General features: G+C 57.1%; 13 protein-coding genes. 9 read left to right on the top strand and 4 right to left on the bottom strand.

Going from position 1 to position 15,121, the window contains the following annotated elements; genetic code table 11:
* Positions 1–190 precede the first annotated feature (190 nt).
* The 3 genes from DDT56_RS03870 (at position 191) to proY (ending at position 4,927) form a co-directional block, all read left to right on the top strand.
* Positions 191–1,297 (top strand): cobalamin-independent methionine synthase II family protein, encoded by a 1,107-nt coding sequence (locus tag DDT56_RS03870; protein ID WP_136165198.1) that lies wholly within the window; start codon positions 191–193, stop codon positions 1,295–1,297.
* A gap of 876 nt (positions 1,298–2,173) precedes the next feature.
* Complete coding sequence (brnQ, locus tag DDT56_RS03875) at positions 2,174–3,493, top strand: branched-chain amino acid transport system II carrier protein (RefSeq protein ID WP_136165199.1); 1,320 nt, start codon at positions 2,174–2,176, stop codon at positions 3,491–3,493.
* Positions 3,494–3,565: 72 nt separating this feature from the next.
* Positions 3,566–4,927: a proline-specific permease ProY gene (gene proY, locus DDT56_RS03880; RefSeq protein WP_136165200.1), complete on the top strand. Its 1,362-nt coding sequence runs from the start codon at positions 3,566–3,568 to the stop codon at positions 4,925–4,927.
* Between the two features lie 56 nt (positions 4,928–4,983).
* On the opposite strand, the gene DDT56_RS03885 is transcribed toward proY, so the two are convergent.
* The 3 genes from DDT56_RS03885 to DDT56_RS03895 form a co-directional block, all read right to left on the bottom strand.
* The gene (locus DDT56_RS03885; protein ID WP_136165201.1) at positions 4,984–6,255 is read right to left on the bottom strand and encodes a mechanosensitive ion channel family protein; all 1,272 of its coding nucleotides are present in this window, start codon (positions 6,253–6,255) and stop codon (positions 4,984–4,986) included.
* 203 nt (positions 6,256–6,458) lie between these two features.
* Positions 6,459–7,061 carry a peroxiredoxin C gene (locus DDT56_RS03890; protein WP_136165202.1) on the bottom strand — a complete coding sequence of 201 codons (603 nt, stop codon included), beginning with the start codon at positions 7,059–7,061 and terminating at the stop codon, positions 6,459–6,461.
* 212 nt (positions 7,062–7,273) lie between these two features.
* Entirely contained in the window at positions 7,274–7,855 is a 582-nt protein-coding gene (locus DDT56_RS03895; RefSeq protein WP_136165407.1) for an acyl carrier protein phosphodiesterase, read from the bottom strand.
* Positions 7,856–7,968: 113 nt separating this feature from the next.
* Between DDT56_RS03895 and queA the strand changes: the two genes are divergently transcribed.
* From queA to secF, 5 genes are all read left to right on the top strand, one after another.
* Positions 7,969–9,036, top strand: coding sequence for a tRNA preQ1(34) S-adenosylmethionine ribosyltransferase-isomerase QueA (gene queA, locus DDT56_RS03900; RefSeq protein ID WP_136165203.1), 1,068 nt, complete (start codon positions 7,969–7,971; stop codon positions 9,034–9,036).
* Positions 9,037–9,142: 106 nt separating this feature from the next.
* Positions 9,143–10,288 carry a tRNA guanosine(34) transglycosylase Tgt gene (tgt, locus tag DDT56_RS03905; RefSeq protein ID WP_136165204.1) on the top strand — a complete coding sequence of 382 codons (1,146 nt, stop codon included), beginning with the start codon at positions 9,143–9,145 and terminating at the stop codon, positions 10,286–10,288.
* Between the two features lie 99 nt (positions 10,289–10,387).
* Entirely contained in the window at positions 10,388–10,720 is a 333-nt protein-coding gene (gene yajC / locus DDT56_RS03910) for a preprotein translocase subunit YajC (protein WP_009114057.1), read from the top strand.
* A 27-nt stretch (positions 10,721–10,747) separates the two neighbouring features.
* Entirely contained in the window at positions 10,748–12,595 is a 1,848-nt protein-coding gene (secD, locus tag DDT56_RS03915; RefSeq protein WP_136165205.1) for a protein translocase subunit SecD, read from the top strand.
* 10 nt (positions 12,596–12,605) lie between these two features.
* Complete coding sequence (gene secF, locus DDT56_RS03920) at positions 12,606–13,574, top strand: protein translocase subunit SecF (protein ID WP_136165206.1); 969 nt, start codon at positions 12,606–12,608, stop codon at positions 13,572–13,574.
* Between the two features lie 289 nt (positions 13,575–13,863).
* Here secF and DDT56_RS03925 read toward each other — a convergent pair whose 3' ends face one another.
* On the bottom strand, positions 13,864–14,436 hold the full coding sequence (locus tag DDT56_RS03925; protein ID WP_136165207.1) for a SadB/YajI family lipoprotein: 573 nt from the start codon (positions 14,434–14,436) through the stop codon (positions 13,864–13,866).
* 215 nt (positions 14,437–14,651) lie between these two features.
* On the opposite strand from DDT56_RS03925, the gene nrdR reads away from it, so the two are divergent.
* Positions 14,652–15,101, top strand: coding sequence for a transcriptional regulator NrdR (gene nrdR, locus DDT56_RS03930; RefSeq protein ID WP_136165208.1), 450 nt, complete (start codon positions 14,652–14,654; stop codon positions 15,099–15,101).
* Positions 15,102–15,121: the final 20 nt, after the last annotated feature.

Consider the following 15,121-nt stretch of genomic DNA (forward strand, 5'->3'; position numbering starts at 1 on the left):
CTTGAAATTTATTCAATCATGGTGAAAATTCTTCAATTGCCCGCGAACGGGGCGCATGGCAGCATACGAGGAATTTAGACGTCCAGATGTCTGAATGGTTGCCGTCGGTGACTATCACGCAGGCTGTCCATTATTCCACTATTTCGCTGCCGTCGCCCATCAGGGCGCGGACCGGCAACCAGGAGCGACCATGGCTAAAACACTTCCCCCATTCCGTGCCGACGTCGTCGGCAGTTTGCTGCGTCCGGCGGCGATCAAGCAGGCCCGCCTGCAGTATCAGTCCGGTGAGATTGATGCGTTACAGCTGCGGCAACTAGAAGATCGGGAAATCCTGCGGATTGTCGAGCGGCAGCGCGAAACGGGCCTGCAGGTGGTGACGGACGGCGAGCTGCGCCGCAGCTGGTGGCATTTTGACTTCTTCGCCGAGCTGAACGGCGTTGAACGCTATGAGGCTGAGCAGGGGATCCAGTTCAACGGTATTCAGACCAAGTCGCAGGGCATTAAAGTGACGGGGAAAGTGAGCTTTAATTCGCGGCACCCGATGCTGGAAGATTTCCGCTATCTGAACGGCATTGCAGGGGATGCGGTGGCGAAAATAACCATTCCCAGCCCCAGCGTGCTGCATTTCCGCGGCGGCCGTAAAGCGATAGACAGCACGGTTTACCCGGATCTGGCGGACTATTTCGACGATCTGGCGCAAACCTGGCGCGACGCGATCCACGCTTTTTACAATGCCGGCTGTCGTTATCTGCAGCTGGACGATACCGTGTGGGCCTATTTGTGCTCGGACGACCAAAAGCGCCAGATCCGCGAGCGCGGCGAAGATCCCGAGCAACTGACGCGCACCTACGCCGCGGTGCTGAACAAGGCGCTGGCGGATAAGCCGGCCGATCTGGTGATTGGGCTGCACGTGTGTCGCGGCAACTTCCGCTCTACCTGGATTTCGGAAGGCGGATACGAACCCGTGGCGAAAACGCTGTTTGGCGAAGTGAATGTGGACGCTTTCTTCCTGGAGTACGACACGGAACGCGCCGGGGGTTTTGAGCCGTTGCGCTTTATCAAACCGGGTCATCAACAGGTGGTGCTCGGACTGATTACCACCAAAAACGGCGAACTGGAAAATGCGCAAAGCGTTCAGGCGCGTATTGCGGAAGCGGCGAAATTCGTCGATATCAACCAGCTTTGCCTTAGCCCGCAGTGCGGCTTCGCCTCCACCGAGGAGGGCAACAGCCTGACGGAAGAGCAGCAGTGGAATAAGCTGAGGCTGGTGGTCGATATCGCCGCTCGGGTTTGGTGATCGTCTCGCTTTTATACTGAAAATCGTCTGCGCCGGGAGCGACGTTGAAAACCGCTCCCGGCGAGAGGAATCCCCAGAAAATAATTAAGTATTATTTGATAGATCGTCTTAGATAGCAGGATGTGGTCTTTTAAAGGTTTTCCTTCGCGTAAAAAATCGCGCTGAGGTGGGCGTGACCGCCGGGTGAGCCGCAGGGACGCGGCGAAAGCCAGTGCCGCGCCGGACAAAAACGCCTGGAGCGTTTTTGAACAGCACTTGTGCTGGCCCGCAGGGCGAGCCCCATGGATGGGGCGAGTATTCCGCGTCAATGGCGGCCCGATCAGCGGTCACGAACGCCGAAGGCATCGCGTAGCGACGCGATTTCGCGAAAAGCCCGGGGCCACGGGGCGGCGGCGACTGAGCCGCCTCGTGTCGGGCGCGTGCAGCGACGGTTGCAGAAATCGACTGAGGTTAGCGCGCACGAAACCCTCACCAAGCTTACAGACATTCCTTTCCCTGATTTGTGGGGATTCCTCAGACTCCCGGCGTTTTTTTATACCATAAGTTTATTATATGGCTTCATCATGCATTTTTTATGTTTTTTGCGCAGATTATTGCAATGTATAGCCTGTATATGCGCAAATCATGTATAAGGTAATTTGCGATAGTTGATATTATCTGTTGTTCTTATCGTTTAATTTAGTTGAAAACTCTAGTTTTTCGATATCGGCTTGTCTTTTAGCGCTATAAACGTTCTAATTGCCTCCCAATATGGCTGTGCGCCAAAAACAAACTCCTATAAATCTGCACGCCGCCTTTGTCTTGGCTGAAGGACGGTGGTAGCAGCACAGTTTTTTCTTCTTTCTTATCGATTTATACAGGCAACGCGACATAACTATGAGTCATCGTTTAACGTCCAAAGATATCATGGCATTAGGTTTTATGACCTTTGCCCTGTTTGTCGGCGCGGGGAATATCATTTTCCCGCCGATGGTGGGTTTACTGGCGGGCGAACACGTCTGGATGGCCGCGGCCGGCTTTCTGCTTACCGCGGTGGGGCTGCCGGTGCTGACCGTCGTGGCGCTGGCGCGCGTCGGCGGCGGTATCGACGCATTAAGCTCCCCTATCGGCAAAAAGGCGGGGGTGGTATTGGCGACCGTCTGCTATCTGGCGGTTGGCCCGCTGTTCGCCACGCCGCGTACGGCCACGGTCTCGTTTGAGGTCGGGCTGGCGCCGCTGGTGGGAAACGCGGCTTCTCCGCTGCTGATTTATAGCCTGATCTACTTTGCGATCGTCATCGCGGTTTCGTTATACCCCGGAAAACTGCTGGATACGGTAGGGCATGTGCTGGCGCCGCTGAAAATCGCCGCGCTGACGGTACTGGGCATCGCCGCGGTGCTGTGGCCGGCCGGTTCGCCCATCCCGGCGACGGAAACCTACCAGCATGTGCCGTTCTCCAACGGTTTTGTGAACGGCTACCTCACCATGGATACGCTGGGCGCGATGGTGTTCGGTATTGTTATCGTTAATGCCGCCCGTTCGCGCGGCGTCGATAGCGCCAGGCTGCTGACGCGCTACACCATATGGGCGGTGCTGATTGCCGGCATCGGCCTGACGCTGGTCTACCTGAGCCTGTTCCAGTTGGGCGCCTCCAGCGGCGCTTTGGTGCCGGAGGCCTCCAACGGCGCTGAAATTCTGCATGCCTACGTTCAGCACACGTTTGGCGGCCTGGGCAGCAGTTTTCTGGCGCTGCTGATATTTATCGCCTGCATGGTAACGGCGGTCGGTCTGACCTGCGCCTGCGCGGAGTTCTTCGCGCAGTATCTGCCGTTCTCATACCGTACGCTGGTCTTTGTGCTGGGCGGTTTCTCCATGGTGGTGTCCAACCTGGGTTTAAGCCACCTGATTCAGCTCTCCGTCCCGGTGCTGACGGCAATCTATCCCCCCTGCATCATTCTGGTGTTGCTGAGCTTTACGCGCTCCTGGTGGAATAACAGCTCGCGTATTGTGGCGCCCGTTATGCTGGTCAGCCTGTTGTTCGGCCTGATTGATGGTATAAAATCGTCGGCCTTAAACGCGCTGTTGCCGGCGTGGAGCCTGCGCCTGCCGCTGAGCGAGCAGGGGTTGGCCTGGCTGCCGCCATCGTTGGTGGTGTTGCTGGCGGCGGCGATTTACGACCGGCTGGGTGCTCATCAGGAAGCCAGAGTACATCAATAACGCGGTCAATTTGGGATGTATGCGCCACAGGCAATAGCCTGTGGTTTTTCTTTTTCAACAGGTTGCTTATCTATGGAACAACAATCCGCCAGGCTTAAGCGTGGGCTGAGCACGCGGCATATCCGTTTTATCGCCCTGGGTTCGGCGATCGGAACCGGTCTTTTTTATGGTTCGGCCAACGCCATTCAGATGGCCGGGCCCAGCGTCCTGCTGGCTTACCTGATCGGCGGGGTCGTGGCTTATATCATTATGCGGGCGCTGGGCGAAATGTCGGTGCATAACCCGCAGTCCAGCTCTTTTTCCCGCTATGCGCAGGATTACCTCGGGCCGCTGGCGGGCTATATCACCGGCTGGACCTACTGCTTCGAGATGCTGATTGTCGCCATTGCCGATGTCACCGCATTCGGCATTTATATGGGCGTGTGGTTCCCGGCGGTTCCCCACTGGATCTGGGTGCTGAGCGTGGTGCTGATCATCGGCGCCATTAACCTGATGAATGTGAAAGTCTTCGGCGAGCTGGAGTTCTGGCTCTCTTTCTTCAAGGTCGCCACCATCATTATTATGATTCTGGCGGGGATCGGCATTATCGTCTGGGGCATCGGCAACGGCGGCGAACCCACCGGCATTCATAACCTATGGACCAACGGCGGGTTCTTCAGTAACGGCGTGATGGGAATGATTCTCTCGTTGCAGATGGTGATGTTTGCTTACGGCGGGGTGGAAATTATCGGTATTACCGCCGGCGAGGCCAAGGATCCGCAAAAATCCATTCCCCGGGCCATCAATTCCGTTCCCTGGCGCATTCTGGTGTTCTATGTGGGCACGCTGTTTGTGATCATGTCGATTTACCCCTGGAACCAGGTCGGCACCCACGGCAGCCCCTTTGTGCTGACGTTCCAGCATCTGGGGATTACCGCCGCCGCCGGCATCCTGAATTTTGTGGTGATCACCGCCTCGCTGTCGGCGATTAACAGCGATGTGTTCGGCGTCGGCCGCATGTTGCACGGCATGGCCGAACAGGGCCACGCGCCGCAAATCTTTACCCGCCTTTCCCGGCGCGGCATACCCTGGGTAACGGTGGTGGTGATGATCACGGCGCTGCTGGTGGCGGTGTATCTGAACTACATCATGCCGGGCAAAGTCTTTCTGGTTATCGCCTCGCTGGCGACGTTCGCCACCGTTTGGGTCTGGATCATGATCCTGTGCTCGCAAATCGCTTTCCGCCGCCGCCTGAGCCGCGAGGAAGTGAAGTCGCTGGCTTTCCCGCTGCGCGGCGGTACGGCGACCTCGCTGTTCGCCATTATTTTCCTGCTGTTTATTATCGGCTTGATCGGCTACTTTCCGGCCACGAGGGTTTCGCTTTATGTCGGCGTTATCTGGATTGTACTGCTGCTGGCGGGCTACCTGATCAAGAAGCGCCATCAGCAACGGTAGGACGGGCATACGGGGATAAAGGTTTCATCCCCGTTTTACTTTCCGCGGGCGGTGAGTTAACGGGCGGCGACCGCCTGCCGCGCCAGCGCCTGCATATCATGGCCGGTCGGCGTCTGATGCACGCGCAACTCGAACTCCGGCATAACGGCGAAGATATGGTCGAAAATGTCCGCCTGTATGCTTTCGTACTCCACCCAGGCGGTGGTATTGGTAAAGGCGTAAATTTCCAGCGGTAAGCCTTCCGGCGTCGGCGCCAGCTGGCGCACCATCAGCGTCATGCCTTTATGAATCCCCGAATGCGCGCTCAGATAAGCCTGAAGATAGGCGCGGAACGTCCCCAGGTTGGTCAGCCGGCGTCCGTTGAGCGGGGAGGAGAGATCGACGCCGTCCTGCGCGTTATACTGTTGCAATTCATTGGTTTTGTGCGCGATATACGGCGAGAGCAGCCTGCTGCGCAGCAGCCGCTGCTGTTCGTCTTCGGTCATGAAATGCACGCTGGTGGTGTCGATATTGACGCTGCGCTTGATGCGCCGGCCTCCCGATTCCGACATGGCGCGCCAGTTTTTGAAAGAGTCCGAAATCAGGGCGTAGGTAGGGATGGTGGTGATGGTATTGTCCCAGTTTTTGACTTTAACCGTGGTCAATCCGATATCGATTACCGCGCCGTCGGCGCCGTATTTCGGCATTTCCAGCCAGTCCCCCAGCAACAGCATATTATTGGCCGAGAGCTGGATGCCGGCCACCAACCCCATAATCGGATCTTTGAAAATCAGCATCAGGACGGCGGTCATCGCCCCCAGACCGCTGATCAGAATCAACGGCGATTTTCCTATCAGCAGCGACACCACCATAATGCCGATCACGATGGTGGCGATCAGCTTCAGGCTTTGAAATATTCCCCGCAGCGGCAGCTGGGTGGCGACTTTCGAACGCGATGAAACGGTCAGCAGAATATCAAGCAGCGAAAACAGCACCAGCAAAGCGAAAATCATGATCCAGACCTGAGAACAGATCACCAGCGCTTCACGGGTTTCACTTTGGGACGGCAGCCACAGTACCACCTGAATATTGAGAATAATGCCCTGCAGCAGAAAGGCCAGACGATTAAACAGATTATGCTGCGTTAACGCCTGCTTCCAGCCGGGGGCGCCGGCGTTGTGCGCTTTGTTTAACGAACGTAATACCATTCTTTTTAGCACCACCTGATGGAGAATCAGATGGATGACGGCTGAAATCAGCAATATCAGCCCCAGAACAATCAGTAGCGCAATTATGCCAGCCTGTTGCATTCCCGCGTTTTCCAGCCACAGCGCAAGATTTTGTTGCATGCGTTTCCTCTTTTTTATGCCGGCAAACCGGCCGGCCGTGTTGATGGTGCGTACCCTAAGGCTAAAGATTTTGGGCGCGGTCCGTCAATTTTTGTTTTTAGCGCCCTGGCTGGGGATGACAATAGCAGGAAAAGAGCGGTAAGCGGGGGATATAAAAAAGCCAGCGGCCTTGGGCCGCTGGCTTAGGGGGAAGTACGGCGCGATTACAGCTTGTCGGCGTTTTCCGACAGGTATTTCGCTACGCCGTCCGGCGACGCGCCCATGCCGGATTTGCCTTTTTCCCACTGGGCCGGGCACACTTCGCCGTGGTCTTCGTGGAATTGCAGCGCGTCGACCATGCGTAGCATCTCGTCAATATTGCGGCCCAGCGGCAGATCGTTCACCACCTGATGACGCACGATGCCCTCTTTGTCGATCAGGAAAGATCCGCGCAGCGCCACGCCGGCGTCCGGATGTTCGATGCCGTAGGCTTTCTGGATCTCGCGTTTAACGTCGGCGACCATGGCGTATTTCACTTCGCCGATGCCGCCTTTGGCGACCGGGGTTTGACGCCAGGCGTTATGCACGAACTCGGAGTCGAAGGAGACGCCGACCACTTCAACGCCGCGCTGCTGGAATTCGGCATAACGGTGATCGAAGGCGATCAGTTCCGACGGGCAGACAAAGGTAAAATCCATCGGCCAGAAGAAGATCACCGCCGCTTTACCGGCGATATGTTTTTTCAGGTTGAAGTTTTCAACGATTTCACCGCTGCCGAGAACGGCCGCGGCGGTGAAGTCAGGGGCTTGACGCGTAACCAGTACCATAATTACTCCTGTAATTTGTCGTTAATGGTGGAGTGATGTACAAAACAGCAGTAAGTATAGGGATTTTAGCGCGGCGAATACAGGCAAAGAGACCAATCGATGAGATAGCTTTTACCTATTGAACCAATAGGGCATATATATCATAACCTGACATTAACCATGGTCAGCGTAAGGACAAACGGCGGCGGAAAGATGACGCTAAACCCGCCGGTTTATAGCCGTTGCGCTTGCGCCAGCGCCATCATCCGCGGATAGAACTGCCAGAAAAGCGTTTCAAATTGCGCATAGTTTTGCTCGATATCGCCGAACGAGCCGGAAAGCGCCGCCAGTTTAGGCCGCCGAATCGACATTCTGTGCAGCACATCGGCAATAAACGGCAGTTCCGCATAGCGTTCCAGCCAGCGTTCCGGCCACAAATAGCGATTCAGATTCTGAAAGCGATCGGGCGTTTGCGCCAGATGCGGCGTAATTTGCCCCTGCGCCTGACTGACAAAGGAGGGCAGCGATATCCGCGGCTCCAACTGGTGCCAGTGGCGGGCGAGAAAGTGATCCCACAACACATCCAGCGTAATCGGCGCGACGCGGCGGTAGTCGGCGCTGAAATGCCGGCGCGCCTGTTTTACCTCCGGCAGGCTGTCGGTCAGTGAATCGACGCGGCGATGCAGACGGATGCCCGCAACGATATCGGCGGGGTAGCTGTCCTGGGGGTTGCCGCGCACAAAATCCGCCATCAGATTGCCTAACAGCGAACTGTCGGCCAGCGCGGCCAGGTGGAGGTGAGCAAGAAAATTCATGGCGACAGTATAATGCATTGCGCCCGCCGCGCGCTTATTTCTTGCAGCCTGCCGCTTGCGGCTCTAGACTAGGCCGCCCTTTTTTAACGTATTAAACAGCTAAGTGAATTGCCATGCGCGTTGCCGATTTTTCGTTTGAACTTCCCGAGTCATTGATTGCCCACTATCCGCAGGCGCAGCGCAGCGGTTGCCGGCTGCTGTCGCTGGACGGGCCGACGGGAAAGGTGACGCACGAGGTGTTTACCGATTTGCTGAATAAGCTGGATGCGGGCGATCTGCTGGTGTTCAACGATACGCGGGTGATCCCCGCGCGGCTGTTCGGGCGCAAGGCCAGCGGCGGCAAGCTGGAGGTGCTGGTGGAGCGGGTGCTGGATGAACGCCGGGTGCTGGCCCACGTGCGCGCATCGAAAGCGCCCAAGCCCGGAACCGAGCTGCTGCTGGGCGACGACGAGAGCGTTCGGGCGACGATGGCGGCCCGCCATGACGCATTGTTTGAACTGCATTTCGACGACTCCCGCGACGTATTGTCGATTCTGAACGCCATCGGCCATATTCCGCTGCCGCCTTATATCGACCGGCCGGACGAAGAGGCCGACCGCGAGCTCTATCAGACGGTCTACAGCCAGCGTCCGGGCGCGGTGGCCGCGCCGACGGCCGGTTTGCACTTTGATGAACCCATGCTGGCGGCGCTGCGCGAAAAGGGCGTGGAAATGGCGTTCGTCACCCTGCACGTCGGGGCCGGAACCTTTCAGCCGGTGCGGGTGGAGTCGATAGAAGACCACGTGATGCACGCCGAATATGCCGAGGTGCCGCAGGCGGTGGTTGACGCGGTGCTGGCCTGTAAGGCGCGCGGGAACCGGGTGGTGGCGGTCGGCACCACCTCGGTGCGTTCGCTGGAAAGCGCCGCGCAGGCCAGCAGGGACGCGCCGATTGCGCCGTTTTTCGGCGACACGCGGATCTTTATCTATCCCGGCTATCGCTACCGGATTATCGATGCGCTGGTGACCAACTTTCACCTGCCTGAATCCACGCTGATTATGCTGGTGTCGGCGTTTGCCGGGTATCGGCACACCCTGTCCGCCTATCGGCAGGCGGTGGCCGAGCAATACCGTTTTTTCAGCTATGGCGATGCGATGTTTATTACGCGCAACCCCGCGGCCGAACAGGAGAAAGTCGGATAATTTCCCGGCCCGATCGTCCATACGCGCCGCAGACCAGGCTCTGTCAGGCGTTCATTTGATATTATCAACATCAACATCGGACTGTTTTTCCGATGCTGGAGGTTAAGTGAAGTACGAACTGCAAACAACCGACGGCCGGGCCCGGCGCGGCAGATTGATTTTTGAACGCGGCGTGGTGGAAACCCCGGCGTTTATGCCGGTGGGCACCTACGGCACGGTGAAAGGGATGACGCCGGAAGAAGTAAAAGAGACCGGCGCGCAGATCCTGCTGGGCAATACCTTTCATCTGTGGCTGCGTCCCGGCCAGGAAATTATGAAATTGCACGGCGACCTGCACGATTTTATGCAGTGGCACGGGCCGATCCTCACCGACTCCGGCGGTTTCCAGGTGTTCAGCCTGGGGGATATCCGCAAGATCACCGAAGAGGGCGTGCATTTCCGTAACCCCATCAACGGCGACGCCATTTTCCTCAGCCCGGAAAAATCGATGGAAATCCAGTACGATCTGGGCTCGGACGTGGTGATGATCTTTGACGAATGCACCCCTTACCCCGCCGACTGGGACTATGCCAAGCGCTCGATGGAGATGTCCCTGCGCTGGGCGAAGCGTAGCCGTCAGCGCTTTGACGAACTGAATAATAACAATGCCCTGTTCGGCATTATTCAGGGCGGCGTTTACGAAGATTTACGTGACGTATCGGTAAAAGGGCTGGTAGACATTGGCTTTGATGGGTACGCTGTGGGCGGTTTGGCGGTTGGCGAGCCGAAAGCGGACATGCACCGTATTCTGGAGCACGTCTGTCCGCAGATCCCGGCGGATAAGCCGCGCTACCTGATGGGCGTCGGCAAGCCGGAGGATTTGGTGGAAGGCGTGCGGCGCGGCATTGATATGTTTGACTGCGTGATGCCGACGCGCAACGCGCGCAACGGTCATCTGTTCGTCACCGACGGCGTGGTGAAAATCCGCAACGCGCAGCATAAGGACGATGTGAGCCCGCTTGACGCGCATTGTGATTGCTACACGTGTCGCAATTATAGCCGCGCCTACTTGCATCATCTTGACCGTTGCAACGAAATACTCGGGGCGCGGCTCAATACCATCCATAATTTGCGTTATTATCAACGTTTGATGGCGGGTTTACGTCAGGCCATCGAAGAGGGTAAATTAGAGCACTTTGTGGTGGATTTTTACCAACGGATAGGCAAACCGATACCGCCGCTTGCTGATAAAAACGTTGCTGACAGTAACTGACCGCCAGCTTTGAAATTGTGCTTTTTATTATTCACTGTTGTAACGTTGATAGCCTATCTTTCGATAGCTTATCTTTTTGACAAAAAAGAGGAAATTTAAATGAGTCTTTTTATCTCCGATGCTGTAGCAGCGACTGGCGCTCCGGCTCAGGGAAGCCCGTACTCTCTGGTTATCATGCTGGCCGTTTTCGGTCTGATTTTCTACTTTATGATCCTGCGTCCGCAGCAGAAACGCGCCAAGGAACATAAAAAATTAATGGATTCCATCACCAAGGGTGATGAAGTTCTGACCACCGGCGGTCTGGTCGGGCGGGTGACGAAAGTGTCTGAAACCGGCTACATCGCCATTGCGTTGAATGACACCAACGAAGTGGTTATCAAACGTGATTTCGTGGCTTCCGTACTGCCGAAGGGCACGATTAAAGCCCTGTAATTTTTGATTTTCCCGAAGGGAACTGCCGTGTTAAACCGTTATCCTTTGTGGAAGTACCTGACGCTGATCGTGGCTTTGCTCATCGGTCTGCTCTATGCGCTTCCTAACCTGTATGGTGAGGATCCGGCGGTACAAGTTACTGGCGCGCGGGGAACCGCCGCCAGCGAAACGACGCTGATCCAAGTCCAGAATGTATTAAAAGAGCAAAATATCACCAGTAAGTCGATTGCATTGGAAAACGGTGCGATTCTGGCTCGCTTCTCCAACCCGGACGTTCAGATCCGCGCTCGTGAAGCTCTCCTCACTGAACTGGGCGACAAATTTGTTGTGGCGCTCAACCTGGCTCCGGCCACCCCGACCTGGCTGCGCGTCCTGGGCGCGGAGCCGATGAAGCTGGGGCTCGACCTGCGCGGCGGCGTTCACTTCCTGATGGAAGTGGATATGGATACCGCATTGGGCAAGCTGCAAGAACAGACCCTGGATTCGCTGCGCAGCGATCTGCGCGAGAAAAACATCCCTTACGCCGCGGTGCGTAAAACCGAAAATTACGGCGTCGAAGTGCGTTTCCGCGATGCGCAGACCCGGGATGACGGCGTGAGCTATCTGACCACCCGCCACCGCGATCTGGTCATCAGCGCCAGCGGCGGCAATCTGCTGCGCGCGGTGATGAGCAACGAGCGCCTGCGCGAGGCGCGCGAATATGCGGTGCAGCAAAACATCAATATCCTGCGTAACCGCGTCAACCAGCTGGGCGTCGCCGAACCGCTGGTGCAGCGTCAGGGCGCCGACCGTATCGTCGTCGAACTGCCGGGGATTCAGGATACCGCGCGCGCCAAGGAAATTCTGGGCGCCACGGCCACGCTGGAGTTCCGTCTGGTGAACAGCGACGCCGACGCCACCGCGGCGGCCAACGGCCGCGTGCCGGGCGATTCCGAAGTGAAGAACATGCGCGACGGCGCGCCGGTCGTGCTGTTTAAGCGCGTTATTCTGACCGGCGACCACATCACCGACTCCACGTCGAGCACCGATGAATACAACCGTCCGCAGGTGAATATTTCACTGGACAGCGCCGGCGGCAACACCATGTCCAACTTCACCAAGGACAGCATCGGCAAACTGATGGCGACGCTGTTCGTTGAATACAAGGACAGCGGCAAGAAAGACGCCAACGGCCGGGCGATCCTGGAGAAGCAGGAAGAAGTGATCAACGTGGCGACGATTCAGTCGCGTCTGGGCAACAGCTTCCGCATTACCGGCATCGACAACCCGAACGAAGCGCGCCAGCTCTCCCTGCTGCTGCGCGCCGGCGCGCTGATTGCGCCGATCCAGATTGTGGAAGAGCGCACCATCGGCCCGACGCTGGGGATGCAGAATATCACCCAGGGTCTGGAAGCCTGCCTGTGGGGCCTGGTCGCCTCCATCGTCTTTATGGTGGTCTATTACCGTAAATTCGGGGTGATCGCCACCACCGCGCTGATCGCCAACCTGGTGATGATCGTCGGCGTGATGTCGCTGCTGCCGGGGGCGACGCTGACCATGCCGGGCATTGCCGGCATCGTGCTGACGCTGGCGGTGGCGGTGGATGCCAACGTACTGATAAACGAGCGTATCAAAGAAGAGCTGAGAAACGGACGCAGCGTCCAGCAGGCGATTCACGAAGGGTATAAAGGCGCATTCTCCAGTATCGTGGACGCCAACCTGACCACCCTGATTACCGCCGTTATTCTGTACGCAGTCGGTACCGGTTCGATTAAAGGCTTTGCCATCACCACGGCGATTGGGGTAGCCACCTCAATGTTTACGGCGATTGTCGGTACTCGTGCCATCGTCAACCTGCTTTACGGCGGCAAACGCATTAACAAGCTGTCTATCTGAGGAGTGCGTTGTGGCACAGGATTATACCGTTGAACAACTGAACTACGGACGCCGGGTCCACGACTTTATGCGTTGGGATAACGTCGCGTTTTTGATCTCAGGAACGCTGCTGATCCTCTCGCTGATCGTGATGGGCGTACGGGGCTTTAACTGGGGATTGGACTTCACCGGGGGGACGGTGATTGAGATCAATCTTGAAAAACCCGCCGATCTGGATCTGATCCGCGATTCGCTGGAGAAAGCCGGGTTTCACGATCCGCTGATCCAGAACTTCGGCAGCAGCCGCGACGTGATGGTGCGTATGTCGCCGAACGTCGGCACTTCCGGCCAGGAGCTCGGCAACCGCGTATTGAGCGTTATCAATCAGGGCACCGAGCAACAGGCAACGGTAAAACGCATCGAGTTCGTCGGTCCCAGCGTGGGGAGCGATTTGGCCCAGGCGGGCGGCATGGCCCTGCTGAGCGCGCTGATCTGTATCCTGATTTACGTCGGCTTCCGCTTTGAATGGCGGCTGGCGCTGGGGGCGGTGCTGGCGCTGGCGCATGACGTGGTGATCACCATGGGGGTGTTGTCTCTTTTCAGGATAGAGATCGACCTGACTATTGTGGCGTCGCTAATGTCGGTCATCGGCTACTCGCTGAACGACAGCATCGTGGTCTCCGACCGTATCCGCGAGAATTTCCGTAAAATTCGCCGCGGCACGCCTTATGAGATCATGAACGTCTCGCTGACGCAAACCCTGAGCCGCACCATTATGACGTCGGCGACCACCCTGGTGGTGGTGCTGATGCTGTATATCTTCGGCGGCGCGATGCTGGCAGGGTTCTCGCTGGCGATGCTGATCGGCGTATCGATCGGTACCGTGTCATCCATCTACGTGGCTTCCGCGCTGGCGCTGAAGCTGGGGATGAAACGCGAGCATCTGCTGGTGCAGAAGGTGGAGAAAGAGGGCGCCGATCAGCCTTCGATTCTGCCTTAAGCCCGCGTTATGCCGTAATAAAAAGAATCCACTCCCGTATTAGTCATCCCCGCGCAGGCGGGGATCTGCAGGAATGAAGGATTTGGATTTGCTATTACCAATGGCTACTTTGTCAATGGTCTGAAAACCCCACTCGTTGGGGTTTTTTTATGGCAGGCCGTCGCAGGCGACGTTGAAAAACGCTCCCTGCGTTTTTTTATGCCGGGCTTCCTGCCCGGCCCCCTACGGGCCGTCGCAGGCGACGTTGAAAATCGCTCCCGGCGATTTTTTATGACGCGGGACAAGCGGATCAGGGAGCCTCGATGGCGGCAACGGGCGGCGGCGTCCGCTCCTGGCCGACAACATGATGCAAACGAACGAATCCTAGCTGCTCGGGAGAGAGTCCGCTAAGGCGCAGTTCAATCACCGTCTCGTCTTTCGGCAGCAGCGAAGGCGAAAAGACGAATGCCTGCGTCTGAATATCATGGGGCAGCGGCTTGCCGGTAACGGGATCGATTTGTCCCCAATCGAGCCGGGCGCTGAATGCGGACAAGCGGGCCGCATCGAGGGCGCGGATATGCAGCAGCGCGCGGCTGCCGTTGGCCTCGCTCTCGATATCGCTGAGCGAGACGCCAAGCTGGCCGATATCGCTCTGCAAGATCGCGCGGCTTTGCGCGGAGGGCAGTAAATAAACGCCGGAAGTGGATTGCGCATTCAGCGCGTTTTGCTGTTCCAGCGCCGTCGCCTGATTGGTCAGGGTTTGTAGCTGCTGATTTAACTGACCCAGTTGATGTTGCAACTGCGGCACCTGGCGCTGTTGCGCGCAGCCGGCCAGAAAAACCAAAGCCGGTAAAATAGCCAGCATAGGGTGGCGGGTTATCATTGCTGTTTCCCCTTTGATGTTTTGCTTACTGTTGCTGCAATCTCCCTTGTTGACAGTGTAGCCGCGATTATGCGCCTGTCATAGGCGGCCGGAATTTTTTCATGCCGCGCCGCGCGGGATGCGGATCGGTTCGCAACAATGCGTGGGAGTTTGGGTTACGCTGTCGATTCAGGGTAAACTGTCGCTATGTTAAGGATTACCGCTCAGGACGTATCATGCATTGCCCATTTTGTTCCGCCGTTGATACTAAAGTCATCGATTCCCGCCTGGTTGGCGAAGGTTCACAGGTGCGCCGTCGGCGGCAGTGCCTGGTCTGCAATGAACGCTTTACCACCTTTGAAGTGGCGGAGCTGGTGATGCCCCGAATAGTGAAAAGCAACGATGTGCGCGAACCCTTTAATGAAGATAAATTGCGCAGCGGCATGCTTAAGGCGCTGGAGAAAAGGCCGGTCAGCGCTGACGACGTGGAGATGGCGATCAATCATATCAAATCCCAGCTGCGCGCCACCGGCGAGCGCGAGGTGATGGCGAAAATGGTGGGCGGTCTGGTGATGGATGCGCTGAAGAAGCTGGATAAGGTGGCCTATATCCGCTTTGCGTCGGTGTATCGCAGCTTTGAGGATATCCGCGAGTTCGGCGAAGAGATTGCCCGTCTTCAGGATTAAGCATGATGTGGCGGCGCAAT

The sequence above is a fragment of the Brenneria corticis genome, from assembly GCF_003115855.1.
In the GTDB taxonomy this organism is placed as follows: domain Bacteria; phylum Pseudomonadota; class Gammaproteobacteria; order Enterobacterales; family Enterobacteriaceae; genus Brenneria; species Brenneria corticis.